This window comes from Aliikangiella maris, from assembly GCF_040719265.1.
Lineage (GTDB): Bacteria > Pseudomonadota > Gammaproteobacteria > Enterobacterales > Kangiellaceae > Aliikangiella > Aliikangiella maris.
Window position 1 is genome coordinate 17,431 of the sequence record NZ_JBFDAH010000016.1, and the last position, 25,972, is coordinate 43,402.

At 39.6% G+C, this 25,972-nt stretch carries 21 protein-coding genes; 10 read left to right on the forward strand and 11 right to left on the reverse strand.

The window, feature by feature from the left end; translation table 11 throughout:
• Positions 1–138 precede the first annotated feature (138 nt).
• On the forward strand, positions 139–3,177 hold the full coding sequence (locus ABVT42_RS14350) for a TonB-dependent receptor (protein WP_353896496.1): 3,039 nt from the start codon (positions 139–141) through the stop codon (positions 3,175–3,177).
• A 665-nt stretch (positions 3,178–3,842) separates the two neighbouring features.
• Here the strand turns inward: ABVT42_RS14350 and recN are convergent.
• Positions 3,843–5,507, reverse strand: a complete 1,665-nt coding sequence (recN, locus tag ABVT42_RS14355; RefSeq protein ID WP_353896495.1) for a DNA repair protein RecN — start codon at positions 5,505–5,507, stop codon at positions 3,843–3,845.
• A 153-nt stretch (positions 5,508–5,660) separates the two neighbouring features.
• Positions 5,661–6,545, reverse strand: coding sequence for an NAD(+) kinase (locus ABVT42_RS14360; protein WP_353896494.1), 885 nt, complete (start codon positions 6,543–6,545; stop codon positions 5,661–5,663).
• A gap of 169 nt (positions 6,546–6,714) precedes the next feature.
• Here ABVT42_RS14360 and hrcA point away from each other — a divergent pair, with 169 nt between their 5' ends.
• The 5 genes from hrcA (at position 6,715) to ABVT42_RS14385 (ending at position 12,608) form a co-directional block, all read left to right on the forward strand.
• On the forward strand, positions 6,715–7,761 hold the full coding sequence (gene hrcA, locus ABVT42_RS14365) for a heat-inducible transcriptional repressor HrcA (RefSeq protein WP_353896493.1): 1,047 nt from the start codon (positions 6,715–6,717) through the stop codon (positions 7,759–7,761).
• A gap of 232 nt (positions 7,762–7,993) precedes the next feature.
• A complete protein-coding gene (grpE, locus tag ABVT42_RS14370; protein WP_353896492.1) occupies positions 7,994–8,590 on the forward strand; it encodes a nucleotide exchange factor GrpE in 597 nt (198 codons plus the stop codon).
• Positions 8,591–8,715: 125 nt separating this feature from the next.
• A complete protein-coding gene (gene dnaK, locus ABVT42_RS14375; RefSeq protein WP_353896491.1) occupies positions 8,716–10,656 on the forward strand; it encodes a molecular chaperone DnaK in 1,941 nt (646 codons plus the stop codon).
• A gap of 105 nt (positions 10,657–10,761) precedes the next feature.
• Entirely contained in the window at positions 10,762–11,892 is a 1,131-nt protein-coding gene (gene dnaJ, locus ABVT42_RS14380; protein ID WP_353896490.1) for a molecular chaperone DnaJ, read from the forward strand.
• Positions 11,893–12,056: 164 nt separating this feature from the next.
• Positions 12,057–12,608, forward strand: a complete 552-nt coding sequence (locus ABVT42_RS14385) for a porin (RefSeq protein WP_353896489.1) — start codon at positions 12,057–12,059, stop codon at positions 12,606–12,608.
• A gap of 186 nt (positions 12,609–12,794) precedes the next feature.
• Here ABVT42_RS14385 and hemC read toward each other — a convergent pair whose 3' ends face one another.
• From hemC to abc-f, 6 genes are all read right to left on the reverse strand, one after another.
• Entirely contained in the window at positions 12,795–13,712 is a 918-nt protein-coding gene (gene hemC / locus ABVT42_RS14390; RefSeq protein ID WP_353896488.1) for a hydroxymethylbilane synthase, read from the reverse strand.
• 209 nt (positions 13,713–13,921) lie between these two features.
• A complete protein-coding gene (locus ABVT42_RS14395; protein ID WP_353896487.1) occupies positions 13,922–15,250 on the reverse strand; it encodes a short-chain fatty acid transporter in 1,329 nt (442 codons plus the stop codon).
• Between the two features lie 87 nt (positions 15,251–15,337).
• Positions 15,338–16,123, reverse strand: coding sequence for a phosphorylase family protein (locus ABVT42_RS14400; protein WP_353896486.1), 786 nt, complete (start codon positions 16,121–16,123; stop codon positions 15,338–15,340).
• Between the two features lie 56 nt (positions 16,124–16,179).
• Positions 16,180–16,740 (reverse strand): hypoxanthine-guanine phosphoribosyltransferase, encoded by a 561-nt coding sequence (locus ABVT42_RS14405; RefSeq protein ID WP_353896485.1) that lies wholly within the window; start codon positions 16,738–16,740, stop codon positions 16,180–16,182.
• Positions 16,737–16,973, reverse strand: coding sequence for a YheV family putative zinc ribbon protein (locus ABVT42_RS14410; RefSeq protein ID WP_353896484.1), 237 nt, complete (start codon positions 16,971–16,973; stop codon positions 16,737–16,739). Before ABVT42_RS14410 ends, ABVT42_RS14405 begins: the two co-directional genes overlap by 4 nt.
• Positions 16,974–16,992: 19 nt before the next feature.
• Complete coding sequence (abc-f, locus tag ABVT42_RS14415; RefSeq protein WP_353896483.1) at positions 16,993–18,885, reverse strand: ribosomal protection-like ABC-F family protein; 1,893 nt, start codon at positions 18,883–18,885, stop codon at positions 16,993–16,995.
• A gap of 269 nt (positions 18,886–19,154) precedes the next feature.
• Between abc-f and ABVT42_RS14420 the strand changes: the two genes are divergently transcribed.
• The 4 genes from ABVT42_RS14420 to ABVT42_RS14435 all read left to right on the forward strand — a co-directional run bounded on the left by ABVT42_RS14420 (position 19,155) and on the right by ABVT42_RS14435 (position 22,540).
• Positions 19,155–20,102: a TlpA family protein disulfide reductase gene (locus tag ABVT42_RS14420; protein WP_353896482.1), complete on the forward strand. Its 948-nt coding sequence runs from the start codon at positions 19,155–19,157 to the stop codon at positions 20,100–20,102.
• Positions 20,103–20,513: 411 nt separating this feature from the next.
• Positions 20,514–20,972: an alpha/beta hydrolase family protein gene (locus tag ABVT42_RS14425; RefSeq protein WP_353896481.1), complete on the forward strand. Its 459-nt coding sequence runs from the start codon at positions 20,514–20,516 to the stop codon at positions 20,970–20,972.
• Positions 20,973–21,195: 223 nt separating this feature from the next.
• A complete protein-coding gene (locus tag ABVT42_RS14430) occupies positions 21,196–21,525 on the forward strand; it encodes a DUF3859 domain-containing protein (protein WP_465251083.1) in 330 nt (109 codons plus the stop codon).
• Positions 21,526–22,174: 649 nt separating this feature from the next.
• Positions 22,175–22,540, forward strand: a complete 366-nt coding sequence (locus tag ABVT42_RS14435) for a hypothetical protein (protein ID WP_353896480.1) — start codon at positions 22,175–22,177, stop codon at positions 22,538–22,540.
• 13 nt (positions 22,541–22,553) lie between these two features.
• Here the strand turns inward: ABVT42_RS14435 and ABVT42_RS14440 are convergent, their stop codons facing one another.
• From ABVT42_RS14440 to ABVT42_RS14450, 3 genes are read right to left on the reverse strand one after another with little or no spacing between them, the layout of a single operon-like run.
• Positions 22,554–23,342, reverse strand: a complete 789-nt coding sequence (locus tag ABVT42_RS14440) for an SDR family NAD(P)-dependent oxidoreductase (RefSeq protein WP_353896479.1) — start codon at positions 23,340–23,342, stop codon at positions 22,554–22,556.
• Between the two features lie 3 nt (positions 23,343–23,345).
• Complete coding sequence (locus tag ABVT42_RS14445; RefSeq protein WP_353896478.1) at positions 23,346–24,449, reverse strand: NAD(P)/FAD-dependent oxidoreductase; 1,104 nt, start codon at positions 24,447–24,449, stop codon at positions 23,346–23,348.
• Positions 24,446–25,939 carry an FAD-dependent oxidoreductase gene (locus ABVT42_RS14450; RefSeq protein WP_353896477.1) on the reverse strand — a complete coding sequence of 498 codons (1,494 nt, stop codon included), beginning with the start codon at positions 25,937–25,939 and terminating at the stop codon, positions 24,446–24,448. The genes ABVT42_RS14445 and ABVT42_RS14450 overlap by 4 nt, the downstream gene beginning before the upstream one ends.
• Positions 25,940–25,972: the final 33 nt, after the last annotated feature.

The following is a 25,972-nucleotide window of genomic DNA, read 5'->3' on the forward strand; positions in this document are numbered from 1 at the left end:
AGAAAAAACATAATTACCATCATTTATTTTTATTAACAACAACAAAAATATAGAAATTTATTGTATACAAAAAAAGGTTATTGTGTACAATGATTGTCCTACTATGAGATAAAAACAAATATTCACTAAGGGGACAAAATGTCAAAACGCTCAAATTTGGGTTTATTCCCGCGTAAAACACTCTCGGCAATCGCTGTTGGCACAGCGCTTATGTTGTCGGTACCTGCTGCGATTGCTGCAGACAATACCAGCGGTACTTTAAAAGGCTCGATTACTTCCGCTTCGAGTACTGATATATCTAATGCAACCATTACGGTTACTCACCAGACGCGTGGTATTTCTAGAACCGTTAAGTCTGATGATAATGGTAACTATAGTCTTAAAGGATTACCGGTTGGTCGCTATACCGTGATCATTAGTAAAGATGGCTATACCTCAATTCAAGAAAAAGACGTGGTTGTTTCATTAGGGCAATCAGCAGTGCTTGAGTTTACTCTACAGTCTAACGATTCCAGTGATGTTGGTTCAGAAAATGTAGTGCAAATTATTGGTTCAGCTGTTCGTTCAATTGATACTTCCAGTTCAACTTCTGGCGTTACATTCAGTGATGCTGAACTTTCTGCGATGCCTGTTTCAATTGGCTTTGAAAGTGTTGCATTATTAGCACCGGGCGTTGTTGCCGACAGTGGTGGGTTTGATGCAAATAGTTTTGGTGGGGGATCAGGCGCCGAAAATGGTTATTTTATTAATGGAATTAATATTTCTCACCTGCGCACTGGAATAGGTTCAATGCCATTGCCGTGGGAAGGTATTGCTGAAACACAAGTGAAAACCGGGGCAATTTCGGCTGAGTTTGGTCGATTCATTGGTGGTGTTGTCAATGCAGTGGCTAAAACTGGTAGCAATGAATTAAAGTTTGGGGCTGAGATTAATTATGATCCGGAATCATTAAGAAGTCAGCACGATACGATTTATCGTAATGATGGTTCGATTCATACTGATCGTGCTTTGCGTAATGATACGCCTCAAGGCGGCGAGGAATTTTTAGATACCAATTTTTGGGCCAGTGGTGCATTAGTTGAAGATAAGTTGTTTTTCTATGCGTTATATAATCCGCGTCAATTAGATAATACTTATACTCGACCTTCATCATATAACGATTTGGAAACCACTGCCGATCGTTGGATGTTAAATGTTGATTATTTTATTAGTGAAGATCACTCGCTAAATTTATTTGCTTTTAGTAATAAAGAAGATTGGCGTCGCGATTCTTATAGTTACGATTCTGCTGCTGATCAAATTGGTGGAAAAATTGCGGATGAAAAAGGTGAGAGTGGTGGTGATGCAATTGCTTTGAATTATCGGGGTTATTTAACCGATGATTTTTCAGTTGCGGTGACTATGGCACAAATTGAACAAACGCAGGTGAATATTCCAAGTACCTTATTTCCATTAGTTGTCGACAGACGTGATGGTTGGACTGAGTATGGTCCTTCAACAACATCAACCATTTATGATGAATTATATGAGCGTGATCAATTACGTGTTGATTTTACTTACGAGTTGGACGATCACGATATTCAGTTTGGTATTGATGTTGAAAATCTTGAAGTTAACTATACCGAGTTTCCCAATGGTGGTGCCGATACCGAAGCCTTTGGTTGGTGGGAAATTTTTACCGCTAATGAAGGTAACCCATTTAATTTAGCGCCCGGCACTGACTATATTGATCGCCGCACCAGAACTAACTCAGGTATCAGTGAAATTAATCAAAAAGCTATTTACATTCAAGATACCTGGCAAGCGACAGAAAACCTAGTGTTAAATCTTGGTCTACGTTATGCCGAATTTGAAAATACGACAACTGAAGGTAAGGCTTACGCAAATTTAACCGGACAAATTGCGCCACGAATTCAGGCTATTTATGACTTAAATGGGGATGGTACAACCAAATTATTTGCCACTTTTGGCCGTTACTATCAGCCAATTCCAGCCAATATGAATATTAAGCAAGCTTCGGGGCAAGTTGATTTACACACTTATTTTGTGGTTGATCAGTATGATTCTGAAGGTCGTCCATTGTTATTAAGTGATGGTACGCCAAGCCGTGGTAATGTGATTGGCACTGATTTAGTTGAGTCAAGTGTTGAGCATTTGAATGTTGCCGATAATGACTTAGAGCCAATGTATTCAGATGAAATTACTTTCGGTTTTGAAATGGAAGTTTTTGGCGAAATGACATTTGGTTCTCGTTATATTTATCGTGATTTAAAACGTTCGATTGAAGATGGGGCTTTATATGCTGCAAGAACGGCCGCTCGTGAGCGTTGGATCGCAGCTGGTGGAACCTGGACAAATAATCCCGCCGCTTGGGTTTTATTAAATCCAGGAAGCGATGTTCGTCTGCAACACGATGTCGATGGTGATGGGCAATTAGATACTATTGTTTATAAAGCAGAAGATATTGCATTACCTCGTTCTGAAAGAACTTATTTGGCTTTAGAAAATACATTAGCGGGTCAGTTAACCGATGACTTGTATTTAAGCGCTTCCTACACCTGGTCGCATAACTATGGTAATACCGAGGGTTTAATTCGCTCTGATAATGGTCAGGCCGATCCAGGCTGGACTATGTCAAATGATTTCCCTGAAGCAACAGATAATGGCTCGGGCGATTTACCTAACGATCGCCGTCATGCACTTAAAGTGAATGGTATTTACAACATTAATGAAGAATTATCTTTAGGGTTTAATGTGTCTGCTGTATCTGGTGGGCCGCGTAATAAGTTTGGGCGTCATCCATTAGATCAAGGTTATTGCGCCGATAATTATTGTATCAGTCAGTTAGATAGCTGGGCCAGTGGTTACTCTAACCTTAACTTCTATGCCGATGGTGAGCCATCACCGCGTGGTAGTGCTGGTAGAGGTGACTGGTTATATAACGTTGATCTATCGCTGGCTTATCAAACCAAAGTTCAAGGTGGCGATTTAACCTTAAAAGCGACCGTTTATAACTTATTTAACTTCGATACGGCAACGAATATCGATGAGTATTACGAAGCGGAAAGTCAGGGATATGAAAGCGATGGTTCTTATCCAAAAAATCCTGACTACTTGTTACCTGAAGGCCGTCAAGAAGCCCGTTATGTTACTTTGTCTGCCAGATATGAGTTTTAACAGTTTCTTCTCATAACTAGTAGTTAGTTGTTTTTGCCCAGTCCCCTGCTGGGCTTTTTTGTTTTATAAGGCTTAAAATAAATTTTTATTTTTAAAATATTCAGGTCGAAGGTTATTAAAATTATTTAAGCGATCAAAAATCATTTTATTAAGATGTTGTCGATTGAATATTTGAGACTTTAACAATCAGTCATTTATAGTATTTTTTTTGTAAAAGATTCCCGCTAGAATTTCTCATGTATTGACACAATGTTGGTGTCACAAAAATAGAATGTTTGTAGTGTACAGCGATTAATTTTCAACTGAATTTATCGGTATTAATTAACTGTATAAAGCAACCTAACTTTTATAAGTAATCAATCCTCTAGTGAATGATTTTTTGATTTTATGGTGATGTAAATTGCTTTAGTGGTTAATTGATAATGATCGTTGAAATGATTGTCATCTATAAGGTTGGCATGTGGCTAATTATTGCATTAGCTATTTGCTTAGTTATAGCGTAACAGTCTATGAGTGATCAGATCCCCAATCGAATCCAATATTGTTCATACATTTTATTTTCTTAATCGAAAATAAAGCGAAAGATGATAATTGTCTCATTTATCATCTTTCTCCTTTTCTCCACATGGATGTGGAGTATTTTTCAATTATTATTTTTGCCTTGGTTAATCGACGCCTAGCATTTCTTTGGCATGAGAGAGCGTTTTTTCTGAAATAACCAGCCCGCCAAGCATTCGACCTATTTCTTCGATGCGTTGTTTTTGATCCAGTTGTAACATTTCGGTTGTGGTTGATTTGGCTTTTTTAGTTTTACTGGCAACCAGATGATGATCACCACAGGCGGCAACTTGCGGTTGATGGGTAACACAAATGACTTGTCGGTTGGTGGCCAGTTCGTTAAGTAAGTGTCCTACGGTTTCAGCAGTACCACCGCCAATACCAACATCGACTTCATCAAATATAATACAAGGAACTAATTGCTGTTCAGCAGTAATCACGGCAATGGCTAAACTGATACGTGATAATTCGCCACCTGATGCGACTTTGTTTAATGGTTGCAAAGGTTGTCCCGGGTTGGCCGAAACTAAAAAATTGATTTGATCAAACCCAATAGCACTGATTTGCTCGGGTTGACGAATAATTTGAATTTCAAACTTACCGCCTTCCATTGCCAGGCCTTGAATTTTTTGTGCAATTAATTTTTGTAATTTATTGGCAACTTTTTCACGATTTTGCGAAAGTTTTTCGGCAAGTTTTCGATATTCGTTCATGGCTTGGGTAAATTCAATCTCAATTTGTCCAAGCTCTTCTTCATCATCTTGAAGTTGATTTAACTCTGTTCGCAACCGACTATAATGTGCAGGTAATTCTTGAATATTGACATGATGTTTACGTGCTAAATCGTGAAATAAGGCTAGTTGATCGTCTAGTTCACTCAGGCGTTCTGGATCACAGTCTAGTTGGTTCGCATAGCTGTTTAGTTCGCTATAGGCATCTTGTAATAGGCTTTCCGCCTGAATAAGCAATTCACTGATGGGTTGGGCCTGATTATCAAGGTGACTGAGCTGGCTTAATTGATCTTGAGCTTTAGCCAATAAAGTCAAGCAGTTAATTTCTTCATCATCTTTTAAACATTGCATACTGGCTTGGGTTAAATGAAGACGATCCTGACTGGTGGCGGCTTGTAAATGTTCTTGCTCTAGTGATGCTAGTATTTGTTCTTCAGGATTGGCCGCGCTTAACTCTTCAACTTGATAGGAAAGTAAGTCAAATTTTGCCTGACGCGCTTCTTTTTCCTGTTCCAGTAGTTTTTTGCGTTTTTGAATATGGGCAATTTTTTGCGCGCTTTCACTTACTGCTCTGAGTAATTGACTGTTATCGGCATAGCGATCTAATAAGTATAATTGTTCCTTGTTATTGAGCAGAGTCTGGTGGGCATGTTGACCATGAATATCGACTAAAAAATGGCCCAGTGACTTTAATTGACTTTGAGTAACACTGCGGCCGTTGATAAAGCAACGGCTTTTGCCATCTTTAACAATAACTCGGCGTAAAATACATTGGTTGTCTTCGGCTAAATCGTGAGCCGATAACCACTGTGCCGCTGCCGATTTTTCATCGAGATCGAAGATGGCGGTAACTTCAGCCTGTTGACTGCCCGGATAGACCATTGATTGTTCTGCCCGCTCACCTAATGTGATACCGAGCGCATCAATAACAATGGACTTACCCGCACCGGTTTCACCGGTAATAACGGTCATGCCGCCAGACCAATCCAGCGCCAATGATTGAATAATTGCAAAATGACGAATTTCTATGCGACTTAACATCTAGGTATATGAGTAGTTAAATAGCTTGTTTGGCTTATTCTATAGCAGTTTTTTACTTTTGAATAGCGTTTGCTGATTTCTATCAGATGACAAAACCTAAAGGTCGCTTTTGGGGCAATCATGCAACAGCAAAAACGGCCATTGAGCTCAGGCTTAAAGCTTTTGCCCCCAGTTAAGTTTGCTGCGCAGCACTTCAAAATAGTCATAATCAAGCGGATGAACCAGTTGAATTTTGATAGGATACTGCTCGATTCTTATGCGATCACCTGGCATTAAGGAAATGATCACTTGACCATCGCAGCTTAGTTGTGGGTGATGCGGATTGGTTTCTGAAACAACAATATCGATAATTCGTTGTCGGTTAACCGCAATTGGTCGGCTGGTTAGCGTATGTGGAAACATGGGAACCAGTACCATAGAGTCGGTTTCTGGTGCCATAATAGGACCGCCCCCAGATAGGGCATAAGCGGTTGAGCCGGTTGGTGTAGATACAATTAAGCCATCGGAGCGCTGGCTATAGACAAATTGATTATCCATGTAGAGTTCAAAAGCGATCATGCGTGCAATTTCACCTGGATAAAGTACTACGTCATTTAACGCACAGGATTCACCAATTTTTTCATCCTGACGATAAATTTCGGCTTTAAGCAAAAATCGTTTTTCGAGTGTATAGTGGCCTTCAAGAATAGGTGGAATGCGTGATTCAAGCTCGGTAGGGCGAATATCGGTTAGAAAGCCCAAATGTCCACGATTGATGCCTAATAGCGGTACTTGGCTATCAACCAGTTCACGTGCCGTTTTTAATAAACTGCCATCGCCGCCAACAACAATCACCAGATCGCAACACTGACCTAATTCTTCAAATTTAACCAGCTTAATGCCGGGCGTATGAATTTCATCTTGATGACGTTGTGGGACATAAATAGTGCGAGCCGGTGAAGCAAGCTGGTCACATAAAAGCCTCATTGTTTCCAAAGCAGCCTGACTTCCTGGTTTACCGGTCACACCGATATTGTTAAAGATTTTTGAATTTGACATCTTAACGGGTCCAATACCTTGAATTTAGGCCAATTAGCACACATATTAAAGCTAATCGGTCAGTTTGTCTTATAATCGATTGTTTCATTTTAATTATCAAGATCTGCTTAACAGCAAGGTTACCATTGACTAGTGTTTAGCATAGACAAATTTAAAAGAATAAGCGCTTATGAAAGATCGTGAACTGATATTGATGAAATCCCTGATCGAGTCTTATGTGCGAGAAGGGTTGCCTGTTGGCTCAAAAACGCTATTGCGTTCATCCCACTTATCGGTCAGTCCTGCGACTATTCGTAAAATTATGGCTGATTTAGAGCGGCAAGGATTACTCTTGTCTCCACATACTTCTGCTGGCCGTATTCCAACTACCCAAGGATTAAGGGTGTTTGTTGATCAGTTACTACAGGTTAAAAATCTACGCGGTGAAGTGGTTGAACAAGTTAAGCAATCACTTAATCCTGAGAATGAAGTCAATATATTACTCAGTAACGCATCGAGCTTGTTATCAGATATGACTAAAATGGCCAGTCTGGTGCAAGTGCCTGAAAAGCCATTACAGCGTATTTTACAAATCGAATTTGTTCCTTTGTCTGATTATCGAGTGCTGGTCATTTTAGTATTGCAAGATGAAGAAATTCAAAACCGTGTTATTCAGGTGGATAAAAATTATACACGTGATGAGTTAAATGTGATGGCTAATTTTTTAAATCAGCATGTTAGTGGTAAAGATTTAAAAAGTGCACGTGAAGAATTGTTACAACAAATGGTCTGTGAAAAACAGCAGCTCGATGAGTTAACGAAACAAGCTATTTTACTTGCAGAGCAAGGAATTGAGCAAAGTCATGCCGGGCGTGGCCAAATTAATCTACATATTTCCGGGCAAACCAATCTGGTTTCTATGGCTTCGCATGGGCAAATTGAAAATCTGGAACGCATTTTTAGAGCATTTAAGCAGAAACAGCAGATACTAAATATTTTAGAACGCTCAATGGTGGCTGAGGGTGTTAAAATATTTATTGGCGAAGAAAGTGGCGAACAAAGCTTTAGTGACTGCTCAATTATCACTGCGCCCTATCGCCTTGAAGGCGAGCCAGTGGGGGTTTTGGCCGTTATTGGGCCGACCCGAATGCGGTATGATCGGGTGATTCCTATTGTTGATGTCACTGCCAAATTACTCTCTTCGGCGATTACACAGCGTACCGCCGAAAACAGCTGATTAAAGCCAGTTTATTAAGCAATCGACACCTTGCTGATTCGATATCGGTTGCCGCTTGAGAGAGGATTTTGAGGCGGTCCTCCCCATCGCTCAAAAAATTCTCGTTTTTCCGGTTTTATAGTTGAATATCAAAAACTGATCCCCATATTGATGCCACTTGAATTATGCCTTTTGCATATTTGTGTTAATCCAAGGCGATTAGTTCGTCGATTAAGGCTGAGGAGCTGTGGTCATGAGTGATAATGAGGAACTTCAAAAAAACGAAGAAAACCAGGATGTTACATCAAATACACCGGAAGAAAATCCAGAACAACAAAACGTCAGCTTTGAACAGCAGGTGGAATCTTTAACCGCTGAATTAGAGAAAGCGCTGGAAGAAGCCGAAACTCATAAAGATATCGCTGTACGTGCTAAAGCTGAATCAGAAAATATTCGTCGTCGCGCTGAACGAGAAATCAGCAACGCAAGTAAATTTGCACTGGAGCGATTTGCCAAAGAAATACTGGCAGTTGTTGATAGTCTGGAGAAGGCTTTAGAGCATCCGGTTGAAGGTGAGGCGGCAAGCAACATGCGTGAAGGCTTGGAGCTGACCTATAAATTACTGATCGACACGTTGAACAAGTTTTCAATCGAACAGATTTCTCCTTTGGGTGAAACATTCGACCCTGGCCTGCATGAAGCAATGGTTATGCAAGAGAGTGCTGAGCATGAGCCAAATAGTGTGATGCATGTGGTGCAATCAGGCTACGCTTTAAATGGACGTTTAATTCGCCCCGCACGCGTCATTGTTGCAAAAGGCAAATCACCAGAGATTGATGAAAAAGCATAAAAATTACTTGAATTAGTAATTTGCGGCCCCAGATAAAGGGCATCGAAAGTTTAAATTTAGGTTTGTTTTGTTATCACGCAAAATAGTCGATAGATAGTCAGAACAAAAATTGTGGAGAAATTAAGATGGGTAAAATTATTGGTATCGACTTGGGAACAACCAACTCTTGTGTGGCTGTTCTTGATGGTAAAGACACGCGAGTGATCGAAAACTCAGAAGGTGGCAGAACAACTCCTTCGATTGTTGCTTACACAGATGATGGTGAAATTCTGGTTGGTCAATCTGCCAAACGTCAGGCGGTGACTAATCCTAATAATACCTTATTTGCAATTAAACGTTTGATTGGTCGTCAGTATAAAGATGATGTGGTCCAAAAAGATATCAAGATGGTCCCTTACAAAATTACGCCAGCAGACAATGGTGATGCCTGGGTTGAAGTGAAAGGTGACAAAATTGCGCCCCCACAAATCAGTGCCGAAGTTTTGAAAAAAATGAAAAAAACGGCAGAAGATTTCTTGGGTGAAACAGTTACCCAAGCGGTCATTACCGTGCCTGCTTATTTCAATGACTCACAACGTCAGGCCACTAAAGATGCGGGCCGAATTGCTGGACTTGAAGTCAAGCGAATCATCAATGAGCCTACCGCAGCGGCATTGGCTTATGGTATGGATAAAGGTAAAGGTGATAAAACCATTGCCGTTTATGACTTAGGTGGTGGGACATTCGATATCTCTATCATTGAAATTGCCGAAGTTGAAGGTGAGCATACCTTTGAAGTATTAGCCACCAACGGTGATACTTTCTTGGGTGGTGAAGATTTTGATATGCGCGTCATTGAATATTTGGCCGATGCATTCAAAAAAGATACCGGTATTGATTTGCATAATGATCCATTGGCCTTACAACGCCTAAAAGAAGCCGGCGAAAAAGCTAAAGTTGAACTTTCTTCAAGCCAGCAAACTGATGTGAACTTACCTTACATTACAGCAGATGCGTCAGGTCCTAAGCATTTAAATGTTAAATTGACTCGCGCCAAGCTTGAGTCTTTGGTTGACGACTTGATTGAGCGTTCACTTGAACCCGTAAAAATTGCAATCAAAGATGCTGGATTAAATGTTTCTGATGTTGATGATGTTATTTTGGTTGGTGGTCAAACACGCATGCCAAAAGTACAATCTGCGGTTGCCGAATTTTTTGGTAAAGAAGCACGTAAAGATGTTAACCCTGATGAAGCGGTTGCATTAGGTGCGGCTTTGCAAGGTGCGGTTTTATCTGGTGATGTCACTGATGTATTATTGCTTGATGTAACACCTCTGTCGTTGGGTATTGAAACGATGGGTGGCGTCATGACAAACTTGATTGACAAAAACACCACTATTCCAACTAAAGCCAATCAGGTTTTCTCGACCGCTGAAGATAATCAAACTGCGGTTACCGTGCATGTATTGCAGGGTGAACGTAAAATGGCCAGCCAGAATAAATCGTTGGGCAAATTTGACTTAACTGACATTCCACCAGCAGCTAGAGGAATGCCACAAATTGAAGTTATTTTTGATATTGATGCTAACGGTATTTTGAATGTATCAGCTAAAGATAAGGCAACAGGCAAAGAGCAATCGATTGTCATTAAAGCCTCTTCTGGATTGTCAGATGATGAAATCGAAAAAATGGTACGTGATGCCGAAGCGCATGCCGAAGAAGATAAAAAATTCCAAGAGTTAATTGAAGTGCGTAATCAGGCTGATGGTTTGATTCATGCTACCAAGAAAACCATGGAAGATGAAAAAGTGACTTTCGAAGATGGCGAAAAAGAAGCTATCGAGTCAGCAATTTCAGCATTGGAAGAAGCCATTAAAGGCGATAACAAAGACGACATTAAAGCGAAAACTGAAACCTTGACCAAAGCCTCACAAAAAATGGCTGAGCGTATGTACGCACAAGCGCAAGCTGCCGAAGGCGCGGCGGGTGCTGGTGCTGAGCAACCTCAAGGTGAATCGGCTAAAGCAAATACCAATGATGATGTTGTTGATGCTGAGTTTGAAGAAGTTAAAGACGACAAGAAGTAAGAGTCTTTAAAGGGAAAAGTTGCTCCCTTTTACATGGCTTAAAGGTAGCTGCGCGGGGAGGTCCCCGCGTTGCTATTTAAGAAGGTTAACTAGACGGTATTTAGTATGTCCAAAAGAGACTATTATGAAGTTTTAGGTGTAAGCAAAGGCGCCAGTGAGCAAGAGCTGAAAAAAGCTTATCGCCGGCTTGCAATGAAATACCATCCCGATAGGAATCCTGATTCCAAGGATGCAGAAGAAAGTTTTAAGGAAGCAAAAGAAGCTTTTGAAGTATTGAATGATCCGCAAAAGCGTCAGGCTTATGATCAATTTGGTCATGCTGGAGTCGATCCCAGTCAGGGTGGTTTCCATAGTAGTGGCGCTGAAAGTTTTAGTGATATTTTTGGTGATGTTTTTGGCGATATTTTCGGTGGTGGACGAGGCGGTGGTCGCCAACGTCAAAGACGCGGTGCCGACTTACAATATAATTTAGAGCTGTCGCTGGAAGATGCCGTAAAAGGTATCAAGAAAAATATTAAAATCCCGACTTACGTTAATTGTGAGGTTTGTGATGGTAGTGGCGCTAAAAAAGGTTCTTCGCCGATAACCTGTCATACCTGTAAGGGTGCTGGACAGGTGCGTATGCAACAGGGGTTCTTTTCTGTTCAGCAAACCTGCCCAACTTGTCATGGTCAAGGCACGGTGATTCAAGATCCCTGTAATAGTTGCTCTGGACAAGGTCGAGTTAGAAAAGAAAAAACTTTATCGGTGAAGATTCCTGCGGGTGTTGATACTGGTGATCGAATTCGTTTAACGGGTGAAGGGGAAGCTGGTGGTGCCGGTGCAATTCCAGGAGATTTATATGTTCAGGTATTAGTAAAAGAACATAAAATATTCCAGCGTGATGGTGATAATTTATATTGCGAAATGCCCATTAGTTTTGTTACGGCCTGTTTAGGTGGTGAACTTGAAGTGCCAACACTGGAAGGGAAAGTTAAGCTGAAAATTCCAGAAGAAACACAAACCGGGCGAATGTTTCGCTTAAGAGGTAAAGGTATTACGCCAATGCGAGGTGGGATGCGTGGTGATTTATTATGCCGCGTAATTGTTGAAACCCCGGTGAGTTTGAATAAAGAGCAAAAGCGGATGCTACAAGAGTTTGATGATTATCTACAAGGTAGCAAAAAGCAACACTCTCCCAAATCAACGAGCTGGTGGGAAGGTGTGAAAAATTTTTGGGATGAAATGACCAATTAAAAATACTAATTCATCGGTGATAAAAGGTAACCTTGGGTTACCTTTTTTTTTGAAATATTTTGCAATATTTTTATTTTTTCTCATTCATTTTCGTTCAGTTTCAGTTAATCATCGGACCATTATTCTTACACTCGAACTTAATTAATAACCTAAGGAAAAATACGATGAAAAAAACACTGATTGCACTGGCTATTTCGGGTATTTCAATGACGTCTATGGCTACATTTGCTGAGTCGCCTTCGTTTAACTTTGTTGAATTGGGCTATACGCAAATTGACATTGATGATGTACCTTTCGATCCAGATGGTTTTGAACTGGACTTAAACTTTGAACTGAATGAAAATTTTTACTTAAGTGCCGATTACGCCAAAGTTGACGAAATGAGTACCGAGTTAAAAATGTCAAATATTGGATTTGGTTTTAAATCAGACATTAGTGACAGTACCGCATTTTTTGCACAAATTGACTGGTCTAAAATTGATGCTGGCGAAATCGATGAAGATGGATACAAAGTTAGTACGGGTGTTCGCTCTAATGTGACAAATCACTTAGAGTTGACTGCCGCTTATGAATACTTGGACATTGATGATGACAGCAGTAACTTTTTCCTATTTGGTGCGGCTTACAAAATGTCTGACAATGTTTCTATGTATGCTGACTATAAGTTAGAGTCAGATATGGATCAAATGTCAGTGGGTGTTCGCTATAGTTTTTAATGAGTTGAATGTTCAGTAAGACTCAATCATTATCGATAAAAAAAGCGCTCAATTAATTGGGCGCTTTTTGATTTTATAAATGTAGTACGATTTAAAAAACATATGGCAATTTAAATAATATTTTGGGCTCAAATAATATTTGGGTTTCGAATAATACTTGGTTTTCAAATAATACTTGGGAATTATTTATTGATTGTCAAGTGCAGCTAATAATTTATCGGCACCTGCCGCCAGTAATTGTTCGGCCAATTCTTCTCCTAACGCTTCTGCCTGATTTTGGCTCCCAATAATTTGTTTTTGAATAATTTGCCTGCCATCGGGTGAGCCGACTAATCCATCAATCATAATTTGATCATTATTCAGTTTGGCAAATGCTCCAATCGGAACCTGACATCCACCTTGTAGTCGATTATTGACGGCGCGCTCAGCACGAACACGGATTGCGCTATCTCGATGATTTAATGGTGCCAGTAACTGCTTGGTTGCTACATCATCACTGCGGCACTCAATACCTACTGCACCTTGACCTCCTGCCGGTAGTATCAAGTCGGCAGACAATCGCTGACGAATTCGGTCACTCATGCTTAATCTGATTAAACCGGCGCTTGCTAAAATGATTGCATCATAATTGCCGTCGTCGAGTTTTCCTAAGCGTGTACCCAGATTACCACGCAAGTCTTTAATTGTCAGATCTGGGCGTTTGGCGCGTAATTGGCATTGACGGCGTAGACTCGAAGTACCAACCACGGCCCCCTCGGGTAAAGCGTCAAGCGATGCATAATGATTAGACACAAACGCATCGAAAGGATCTTCACGTTCACAAATCACTTCGAGGTTAAGCCCTGGCGGAAATTCCATCGGCACATCTTTCATTGAGTGAACCGCAATATCGGCCCGTCCCTCTAGCATGGCTACTTCTAGTTCTTTAACAAATAATCCTTTACCGCCAATTTTGGCTAGAGGAGAGTCGAGAATTTTATCGCCCTGAGTCGACATTGGCACCAGTTCAACCTTGAGTTCAGGATGAAACTTTTCAAGCTCGGCTTTAACAAACTCTGCCTGCCATAAAGCTAAGGGGCTTTTTCGTGTTGCTATTCTAATCATCGACTTATCTCTGTATTGAACCCATTATTATTGAATGTTTTTGCTATGAATCGCTGGACATTAAATTGATTTTGCATTTTAACATCCCTGATTGGTGAGGAACATTTTTTGGCAAATTAACTTATAGCCGATATTCTTTTAATCAATGATCTTAGAATAATCGTTGTTTGAACGGTCATTCCTGTTCATTTGACTAAATGTCATCACCACTAAAATAACCAATAAATCAGTCCACCAATCAATACACCACTGAATATGAAGATTACGGTACAGTAACCCATAATCTGGCGAATATTTAAGCCAGCAATTGCCAGCAAAGGTAATGCCCAAAAAGGTTGAATCATATTGGTCCAGGCATCGCCCCAGGCTACCGCCATTGCGGCATGATTAATCGGTACAGAGAGCGCCTGTGCGGCAGGTATTACAATCGGCGCTTGAACGGCCCACTGTCCACCGCCAGAAGGAACAAAAAAGTTGACGACACCAGCGCTAATAAATGTGAGTAATGGAAAAGAATCTTGTGATGAATGATTAACAAACCACTGGCTGATTGCATCGGCCAGCCCGGATTGTGCCATCATGCCCATTAAGCCTGCATAAATGGGAAATTGCAGCGCGATACCGCTGGCACCTTGCATGGCTTGTTTAAAAGCATTGAGATAATTATGCGGATTGACATGTAGCAGCAAGCCTGTTGTTAATAAAATTAAGTTAATGATATTTAAATTTAAACCTTTGCCCGACTGAAAGTAGTCATACAAAAACATGCCACAAATCAGCACCATGCCTAAATTCATTACCGGACTATGTTCGAGTTTTTCAGCTGGCGACAAATTTGCCCGATCGATTGTTATTGGAATAGGTTGTGGCTCATTAAGTGCGATGATATTGCTTTTGGGTAGCATCAATCGATTGAGCAGCGGTAGGCAAATACATAGTGCTAACACAATGATAAGATTTTCAGTAGAAAAAATAGTCTGTGCAACACTGATTACTTGCCCATTCAGCAAAGCATTTAACGCATCCTGATTACTTGAAGCCAGTTTTAGCGGAATTGACGCTGATAGGCCGCCATGCCAGACCAAAAATCCACTGTAGGCTGAGGCAATCAATAACGGGAAGTGAACCGGTTTGTTTTGAGTATTCAGGTGAGCGGCAACTTCACGGGCAACTAATGCACCAACCACCAGACCAAAGCCCCAGTTAATCCAGGCCGCAATAATTGAAACCAGTGACACCAAAATAATTGCCTGAGCCGGACTGCTCGCCAGTTTGGCCATTGCTGCTAGCAAAGATTTCACCGGTTGGCTCATTGCCAGCGTATGTCCTAATACTAAAATCAGGATCATTTGCATCGAAAAGCCAAGCAGATTCCATAAACCATTTCCCCAATGGTTGGCCATTTGAATTGGTGATTGATCTTGCCCAACAATACCGCAGATAAATACGACAAATGACAAAATGACAGCAATCAGAAAAGCATCGGGGAGCCAGTGTTGCATGATTTTGCTAAAAAATGATGCACAGGAATGGATCATAATGAGGGTCCCTTAAAACAGTGCAGTGATGACTAAGCAATAATTTTATCCGGTTTTGTTTGAACCGGCACGGTTAAGCTGATTATCTTATGCTAAATCTTTAATGGTTTTATTCTGTAGATAATCTAATAATTCCAATAGCTTATCATGTAGACACTGCGAGGCGTAGGCCAAATTATAAATAAATTCCTTTTCGGATAAATTGTCTTGATCAATCAGATTAGTAATTGATTTGATTGCCATCATGGGAATGTTAAACAACATTGCAACCCAGGCGACACCGGCAGCTTCCATCTCTTTAGCAACAGCATTATGCTGATTGATGACTTTGATATCTTTGTCATTTTTCTCTAGGGATGAGCCCGTTGAGATGACCCCCATTTCCATATTGAGATGACGTGCCAGTCGGCTTACTCTGACCGCGGGATATAAACCGACAGAAGATTGATCGAAGCCTGGAATAGGCACATGACGATCATGATAAATAAAATGTTCTTCACTAATATAAATAGTGCCTATGGAAGCGCCTTTTTGGGCAAAGCCACCAGCCGTACCCGCTGAAATTAATAGATCGGGATTCAACTGGGTGATGGCTTCATAGGCCATCAAAGTAGAAGCTTCACTTCCAATATTGTCTACCTGATGACGTTCATCCAGACCACTTATGACGACACTGAGTTGAATATCACCGACCGAATTTTGAAAACAACGCATTGGCAATTGTGGATGGAGTATGGCTTTATTTTCAGTGAGATTAAGTGAGTCTATGAGGAGTTTGGCTTCATCATACATGGCAATTAAAATCACAACATGTTGAATGAGGACATCACTATTATCGTTAATGTGGTCTGTAGTCTGTTCTGTTGGTTGCATATAAAGTTGGTTGTTTAAAAAAGTGTCATCTATTTGTTTTTATGGTGTTTATATTATTAACATGGCTGATTGAGAATATAAATTGCTTCACAATTACGCCAATAATGATTGTAGTCCATTCCATACCCAAATACATACTCATCGGGAGTAGTCAATTCGCAATAGTCTGCTTTCATATTGTGTACAGCTTTTCGCTCATGAATTTTTTCTACGAGTACCAGTGTTTTTACCGATGCGGCTTGACGCTTTATACAATCCTGAATAATCGCATTTAAGGTATGCCCTTCATCGAGAATGTCATCCACAATGACCACATGGCGATTAGCCAGGTTGGTGTGTGGTTCGACCTTCCATTCCAGTTGACTACCTTGGGTATCTCCCCGATAACGGGTGGCATGGCAGTAATCAATTTGTAGCGGAAAGTTGAGTTTGGGGAGCAAGTTGCCGGCAAAAATAAAGCCGCCATTCATAACAACTAAGAAAACGGGATCTTTATCAGCATAATCTTGCGTGAGGAATTCACTTAACCTTGCCAAAGCTGAGTCAATTTTCACTTTATCGTGCAATAAAATGGCATCCGCTTTGACTTGATTAAGCCGTTGTAATTGGGTGCTCATTGCTTGATTTCACTAATTCGAATGATATCTGATACATTGACCTTTTTAGGGGCCGTTTTGGGTGGCGGCATTTCCGCCTTTTTCTTGGCATCTTCATCTCGTTGCTGCGCAGTTTGTGCAAAACCACAATCGACACATTCAATACTTTCATCGTCAATATTAACTAGCAGAGAGTCCATTTCGTTACAGTTGGGGCATGTCGCTCCGGCAATAAAACGTTGATTTGGTTGCATGTTGGTTCCTGTTGTTTAATTAGTCAAAAGCTTCCAGTTGTTCATGAATTTCTAACCATTCCTCTTCTAATGTTTCCATTTGAGATTTTAGTTCATTAGAGCGAGTAACAGTCTGCGCTAATTTATCTTTATTTTCCTCTTGATACAGTGAATTGTCAGCCAATATTGTATCGATTTGTTCACTTTCCTGTTGAAATTGCGCAATCAGTTGTTCAACTTTCTTTAAGCGATTTGTCAATGGGGCTTTTTGTTGGCGTTTTTCTGCTTCCAGTCGTTTTTGTTCTTTTTTGTTTTGTGCAGAATGTGTTTTAGACTCCTCTGCTGCCTTGGTATTGGCACCCCAGCGGTTTTCATTGAGCCACTTTTGATAATCAGACAGGTCACCCGCAAATGGATTGACCTGACCATCATTAACCAGCCAGAACTCATCGACTACGCTTTCCATTAAATTCTTATCATGCGCAACCAGTATGACGGCACCGTCAAATTCTTGCAGGGCTAACGATAATGCTTCGCGCATTTCTATATCAAAGTGGTTAGTTGGTTCGTCGAGTAACAGTAAGTTAGGTTTCGTCCAGGTAATCATGGCTAGTACTAATCTGGCTTTTTCGCCGCCAGAAAAGCCACTGACTTTATCGAGTGTTTTATCGCCATGAAAGGCAAATCCGCCTAAAAAGTTACGTGCATCCTGTTCACTGATATCTTCACCCAAAGATTGTATGTGCCAAATCGGTGACTGGTCTAAATTGAGTTGTTCAACCTGATGTTGTGCGAAATAACCGGCATTAAAATGCTTGTTACGCTGAATTTCTCCTGTTTGTGCTGGTAACTCTCCGCAAATCAGCTTTATTAACGTCGACTTACCCTCACCATTGCGACCTAACAGACCAATCCGCTGTCCGGCCAGAATGCGCATTTTTATCTGCTTGAGAATGGTGGTTTGTCCATAGCCCACATCAACTTGCTGTAAATCAATTAGTTCGGTCAAATTTTTGTTGATTTCTGCAAATTCAAAGCTGAATTTGGTACGAATTTGTACGGCACTGACCTTATCCATACGTTCCAATGCCTTTACCCGGCTTTGCGCTTGTGTGGCTTTGCTGGCTTTAGCTTTAAAGCGGGTAATAAATTTTTCCAGATGCTCGATTTCTTTTTGTTGCTTTTCAAATTGAGCTTGTTGCAGGATTTCTTTTTCTTGCTTTTGCTTTTCAAAGCCCGAATAGTTACCCGTATATTGATCAATTTTTTGATTATTGAAATATAAAATATGGCTGGCAAAACTATCTAAGAAATCGCGATCATGAGAAATGGTAATTAACATGCCTTGATAGCGTCTTAAAAAATCCTGTAGCCAAAGCACGGCTTCTAGGTCCAAATGGTTGGTTGGCTCATCGAGCAGCAGTAAATCTGCCGGTTGAATTAATGCCTGTGCTAAATTCAAGCGCATACGCCAGCCACCCGAAAGTGCTTTGACGGCGGAGCCCATTTGTGCTTCGGTAAAACTGAGTCCAGTCAGTAGCTTGGCTGCTTCAGCCGGTAACGACCAGCCGTTAATGGCCTCAAGTTTGGCGTGTACCGCAGCAATTTGATGACCATCTTCTTGAGTTTCTGCTATTTTCAGTTGCTCAATAAGTTGTGAGTACTCACTGTGGCCTTGGAGGACATAATCAACCGCGGTTAATTCAACACCCGGTGTTTCTTGCTTGGCAGAACTAATTACCCATTTCGGGGGAAATTCTAATTCACCATTTTCTGGTGAAAGCTCATGTTTAAGCAGTTGAAATAAACTTGATTTACCACAGCCATTTTTGCCGACAATTCCAATTTTCTGATCGGGGTACAGGGTTAAGTCAATTTTATCGAGTAATTGCTTACTGCCTTGAAATAACGAAAGTTTTTTGAAGCGTATCATGTGATTGAAGCAAGCCCTGAAAATAGAAAAGTAATCAATTGGATCTGGCGGCGATGTTACCATAAAGTCCTATCTATTGTCTGTTCAAGGCTTAAGTGACCAATAAGTTAGCGACAAGTACTCAACATCACTGTAACTATAATGAAGTCGCTCGACAGTCTAATCGATGACGAAATATGAAAGATTATGAAAGATGGTGATAGCCGACTTATTTTGGTTTTAGGATATGATAAAATAGTGCATCTCCCACAAATATAAAGTACTTCATTATGCGCAAGTCAACTCTGAGCATGCCGCTGCTTATTCTTTCATTGATTTTGATTTATTGTTCAATCAACAGCGCGAGTGCTGCTCAATTACCAGAAAAGCTACTCAATATGCCAATTCACCTAATTGATGGGAAAACCGTCAGATTAGCAGATTATCAAGGTATAAAGCCGGTTTACCTGAAGTTTTGGGCAACCTGGTGTCAACCATGCCGTAAAGAAATGCCTCACTTCGAACATGTACAACAAACCTTAGGTAAAGACATGGCGGTTATTGGCATTAATTTAGGTGTGAATGATAATTTGCAATCTGTACAAGAGTTGATCAAAGAATTTAATCTCACTATGCCAACGGCGGTTGATAGGAATGGCGATCTGGCTCAGGCATTTAGATTGTTGGGTACGCCCTATCATTTATTATTTGATAAAAATATGAATTTAATTTTTCGTGGTAATGCTGTTGATGAGTCTTTAGATAATAAATTACAGTTAGCTGCCAAAACTCAACCAATTGATTTACTTGATGCACAGTTACTTGAAGAACAAAGTGAAAATGTAAAAATCAATTTACAAGACGATAAACTACATGTGCTATTTTTCAGCGCAACCTGGTGCGATTGGTATTTAAAAGATAGTCGCCCGCAAGTTTCAAAAAATTGCATTCATGCTCAAAAAATTGTGAATCAATTAGCCGATGAGTTTTCTCAAGTACAGTGGCATGGATTAATCTCTCGCCTGTGGACCGGCGAAAAAGATTTACAGGAATATCAAAAGAAATATGCAATTAGTTACCCGATTAATATCGACTATAGTAATCGGCTTTTTCATGAATATGGAATTAATCATCTGCCGACTATGGTTATTATTCAGCAGGGTAAAGTACTAATGAAAACTACTGAATTTAAAGATCTTAAGGCTATAAAATCAAAGCTTGCGTTGCAAGCCAAGTAATTTAGATTCTATGAATAAAGACTAACGGTGCGAAATAGTGTTGATTATCGGATCGTTAGTTTTTTAAAAACTTGTCAAATTTCTACTTGCAATTCATTAAATCCAAAGATAAATTAGGCCCTTACTTTATCGAATAAATTATAATCAGCCGCTTTCATTTTACCCTTTTTTATATTTATTTTTCTGGGGCTAAGTCACTCCTTAACTCCATTAATACAAGGAGCAAAGGACTCATGGGAAAATCACCGAAATATTCTTTTTTATATATGTTAGGTTATTTGTTTGTTATCTGTTTTTTATCGGCCTGTAGTACAGCTGTGACTTCTATTAAAAAAGATAAAGCCTGCTTCTTATTTTGATAATGGACAACTGACTACTGAGTACTTTTCGCAGGATGAAAAATATTTTAATTTGATCGTTGGGAAAGCATTTGTCGGTAAACAAATAGTCACAGTATCACAGCAAGAAAATAGTGATTACAGTATTATTTTTGTATTCGCATCTAATGACTCAGGAAGTTACTATTTGTTAAATAAGAAAACCCTAGTCGCCGAGTTAATCCTAAAAAAATATGAGTCACATAAAAATTTTCAATTTGCTAAGTCGGAGTTGCTGAGCATAAAAGTCGAAGATGATCAAATTATTGAGGGTATATTAACCCGTCCAATAAAACATTCAAATAAAACGCTATTAGTAGTGCCTCATGGTGGGCCAATTGGCATAAGAGATCTCGACAACTTAAATCGAGATGCTCAATACTACACAAGTCGTGGATACTCTGTACTCAGAGTTAACTTTAGAGGATCTTTTGGTTTTGGTAAGTTGTTTAAACAAAGTGGAGCAATGCTTAACTGTATTAGCTTTAAATAAAGTCAAAAATGACAAAGATTTTACTTTCTATGAAGTAGAAAGAAAAAGAAGAAATCATATTTTAAATGAGATTTTATGACACCCTAAATATCAAACTATTGATGTTAAACTATTATATGGTATTTCTAATAAACTATTTAAAAGTAAGCAAATACCTGTTTCAACTAAATTATATTCTAAAGGCTTATACGAGTATGTTGAACGTTATAATGAAAATGAACATATAAAAACTACCAATATTGTTCCGGTCAAAAAGGATCAAAAATTTGGTGTTGTGCTAAATTTCTCTTCAAAAATAAGCGGAGTCAGCAAAGATGATTATACCGTTGTTAAAGTTCGCTGGAAAATCCCTGATATCAAAGATAAAAGTGGCGTTCGATACCAGGATGTTATTTATTTGAGGTTGCCTTATGCATATGGTAAGCATAATATTTTTTACACGCTCGATCAGGACTACGAATTAGTTGAGGGAAAATGGCAACTTGAAGTAAGGACACTGGAAGATCAGTTACTGCATACGGAAACGTTTGTTACCCAAAAGGAAAATAAGTAAAAGTATCAAATAAAATTTCTATTCCTTATTGTATGTTTTTTATTAAAGGCAATCATACAATATATAGTGGTTGCTGATTTACAGCGACATTATTTCTCTGCTACTTATTTGAGATATGTCGCTGTAAAAAATAAATATAAAGTCGATTGCATATTAGAATAAAAAATTAATCTTCAATTAAGTGATCAATCCCTTGGTCAGATACCCAATCATTTAAGACAGAATAAGCCTTTTCAGCATCATATACCTTTGCCGGTACATTATAAATTAATTTTCCAGTATAAAAATAGGTATCAATATGCTTTATTCATATCCGCTGAGACTAACCATATTCTTATTCATTTAAGATATAAAAAGAAATAGCAAGTATTAAAATTATCTTGAGATATCTAAGTTTCTTTAATTTAATAAAAGTGATACAACAATGGAGGATTTTTAATGGTGAAATATTTAATTACAAATCTTGCTTGAATGGCGGGCAGTTTTTTAATCAGTAGTTCTTCAATAAAAACGGTGAGGACCTGGCAGGATGGCCGTGATAAATATGGAGTAGGGATTCAGTTTAAAGTGCTTATTTAACAATATCAATGAAGCTGATTACCTGTTAGTATGGCTTTAAATCTATTTGAATAACTAAAAAATAAAAACGATGAAAACCAATTTATTTAACACTCGTAAAATTACCATTATTGTTTTATCAATGTTTTTGGTGATATACCATATTGCCAAAATATTTGATGTGTATTGGGATCAATCAACAGTTGAACAAACAATGTTGATACATTTACAGTCTATCATTCGAATTTTCATTGTTATTGCACTGATACTGGTTATGCGTAATAAAGCATATGCGGTTTGGGGGATGTGGGCGAGCATTTCAAGCTTAATATTGACACAATATTTTGTCTATTTTAATGATGCCCAAACAACACTTAGCGTATTCAGTTATTTAAAAGGTTTTATTATTCCCAGCATAATTACGATATTATGCGTTTATCAAAAAAAAGCATGCTGAGTGAGGACGCTCATTAAAAACGTCCGCAATCCACTTTTATTGTTTCCGCAGTAATCGAGCGTGATGAGTCGCTTGCTAAAAATAGCGCCGCTTGTGCAATATCTTCGGGTTCTACCCAATCTTTGAGTGCGGAAACATCGGTATAGTTTTCTTTAATAATTGATTCGACCGACCGGTTTTCTGCTTGAGCGCGTTGGTAAACAACTTTTTCCATTAGTTCGCCATTAACCGCACCAGGACAAATGGCATTAACGCGAATACCATAAGGACCAAGCTCTCTTGCGACTGCTTGTGTCATACCAATAATACCAAACTTTGTTGCACAGTAAGCGCTGCGCATTGGATAGCCTTGAAGCCCCATGAGTGATGACATATTGATAATGGCACCTTGTTCTTGTTGCATCATGATTTGAGCTGCTTGTTGTAAACAATACATGCTGCCTAATAAGTTCACTTCAACACATTTTTGCCATGCCTCATGATCAACATGTGCAATATTGGCGATGGGCCCACTTTGACCAGCATTATTAACTAAAACATCCAGTCGCCCAAATTTTTGCTGAATTTTTGTAAAGAGGGAAACCACTTGTTGATAATCACTCACATCACAAGCAATTGCGTGACCACCAATTTCATTGGCAACCGACGTGATTGTTGATAAGGTTCGCCCAGTAATAATGACGGTTGCACCTGCTTTTGCAAACTGCTGAGCAATTGATTTGCCAATACCTGTGCCGCCGCCAGTGATTAAAGCAATCTGATTATCTAAACGAAAATAGTGTGATGTCTTTTTTCTATTCACAATTTATTCCTTTGAAGAAGATTGAAGAAAACGATTTGGATCAAATAAAGGCAAAGCTGTTTCTCGTTGTAAAATAAATTCACCCATTAACTGACTGATATAAGGCCCAATGGTATAGCCGCCACGCACACAGCCTAAAATAAACAGATTTTCAAATCCGTTTATTGCGCCGGCCAGTGGATAAAAATCTGGCACGTTGGCTTCATAACCTGTCCAGCTTCGCACGATACGTAATTGATTTAATGGTGGCAGTGCATATTGAGCTAGTTGTAGATTGGGTATTAGGGTTTGCATATTTACTTGTCCACTGCCATTGACTGGTTGGCCTTTGCCTTGCCAACCGCCACCAATTAAAACGGTTCCATTTTTTTTTTGTTTTAAAGTAAGCAAGCCCGTTGCATGACCAATCACTTGGCTGACTAATCGGGGAGCTCTTTCGGTAACCGAAACTGTATTCACACGTGCGTTGACGGGTAAATCAATATTTAACAATGCCGCTGTATTTTTAAGCCAGGCACCAGTTGCCATAAGCAACCTTGGGGCAGAAAATTCACCTTGATTAGTTGTGAGTTGGTATTGATTGGCTTGATAGGTAATTTTTTCTACCTGACAAGATTCATAGACTGAAATATTGGCTTGTTTAAGTAGCGTACGATAATAATGTCCGGTTAAACTGGCGTTAGCAAAGCCATCTTCTGCACAATAACTGGCAGCAACAACTTTGTCGGTTAACTTAGGTTCAATTTTTTTAATTTGCTTGTTCGTTAAAAAATTGATGGGGGCACCTGCTTGAATTTTCTTTTGCATTCGCTGGTGTAATAGTGTGGCTTCTTGCTCGGTAAAAGCCAGAGTGATGCCTCCGGTTTTTTGAAATCCAACTAAACGACCTGCTTGTTCCCATAAATGATGTCCTGCAATTGCATATGGCATTAATGCCACTCTTTTAATTTGCAATGATAACGTGCCCGCGTTCACACCCGATGCGCCCGAACCAATTGAAAACTGTTCGATAATTGCTGGTGCCATGCCGTTTTTTTTCAAATGGAGCGCAGTAGCACACCCCATAATACCGCCACCAATAATTAATATATCTGGTTGTTTCTTCATTCTGGCGCAGGCTCCGGTATAGGCAAGTCGCGATAGTTAAAATTATCAACAACTGCTTGTATTGGAATGGGACGAATTGGTGGACGGCAGCTTGCTGGTTTGATTGCGGTGCGTGGTTTTTGAGTTTGATTGGCAATTAAATAGCTAATTGTTTCACGACAAAACCGGCTGCCACAGGCGCCCATACCACAACGAGTAGCCGCTTTTAAGCTATTGAGCGTTGTATTACCGGCTGCAATTGCCGCTTGAATCGTTTGTGTATCAATATTTTCACATCGGCAAATGATAGTGTCAGGCTTTAATAGGGATAAAAGTCCTTGCTTAAATGCCGTGAGTCGATTCATTGCCGCAGTAAACTGGCTGATCGAATCGAGTTTCTTTTTTAAGGGAGTATATTGTTGCAGATAATTGTCTAGATTAATTTTTTTTGCGTCCAGTAGTGCGCTAAGTGCGGCAATTTTTCCCGAAAGCGGGGCCGCATCGGCACCTTGGATACCACAACCATCGCCGCATAAATAAAGATTTTTTATATTGGTTCGTTGAGCACTATCCGTTTGGGGGCACCAGCTATTAAAATTCACATTAAAATAGTGTTTTACATTGAGCAATTGTGGAATTTCAATTGCTGGCAATAAACCGTGTCCTAAACATACGGTATCTGCCTTAATTAATTTGGGTTGCTTGAAGTCTGCTTGCCAGTTTCGATTAACGGGTGCAAGGATAACTTGATTAACTGAGTCTTTACCATTAATTTCAATAAGGGTATGACGATGAAAAAATGGAATTCGTTGCCGATAAATTTTAATAATCCAGCGAATACCTTTTAATCCGTTTTTTAAATTACGAAAAACAGACTTAATCGATTTTAACCATTGCCATGGACTGTTTAAATCAACGATAGCGGTAATCTTGCCTCCAGCATTAATAATTTCGTTTGCTACTAATAGTAATAATGGTCCCGTGCCTGCAACAACAATATTTTGACCTGGTAATATTTTTTCTGATTTTAATAGTACTGTTGCTGCTGCTAGTCCCATTACTCCAGGTTTTGTCCAGCCAGGGACAGGAAATATTTTTTCTTGTGCACCGCTGGCAACAATAAGTTGGGGGGCTCTGGCAAAAAATAATTTGTTCGGCGATTGACTTGTACTTTCTGAATTTTTTAGTTGATGGTTTGCCGAGTAACTGCTGACAATAAAATGTGCATTAACCGATTCAACCTGCCAGACGCGATGATTGAACCAAGTGATAACCGAGGAGCTGGCTAATTGTTGACGTAATTGATTGGCGTGAATTAAATCCGATGATGGCTTGTTAATGCGTAGTGCTGGACTCGGTGCCCGGAAGACTTGGCCTCCTGCTTGTGCAGATTCATCGATTAATAAAACTGAAGAATAATGCTGGCAAGCGATTAATGCTGCTGCAATCCCCGATGGACCTGCGCCAATAATAATCATTTCAAAAAATTCTATTGGTAAATTATTTTTCATGACAATTCGATAAGATATAGTGGATGCTCATTG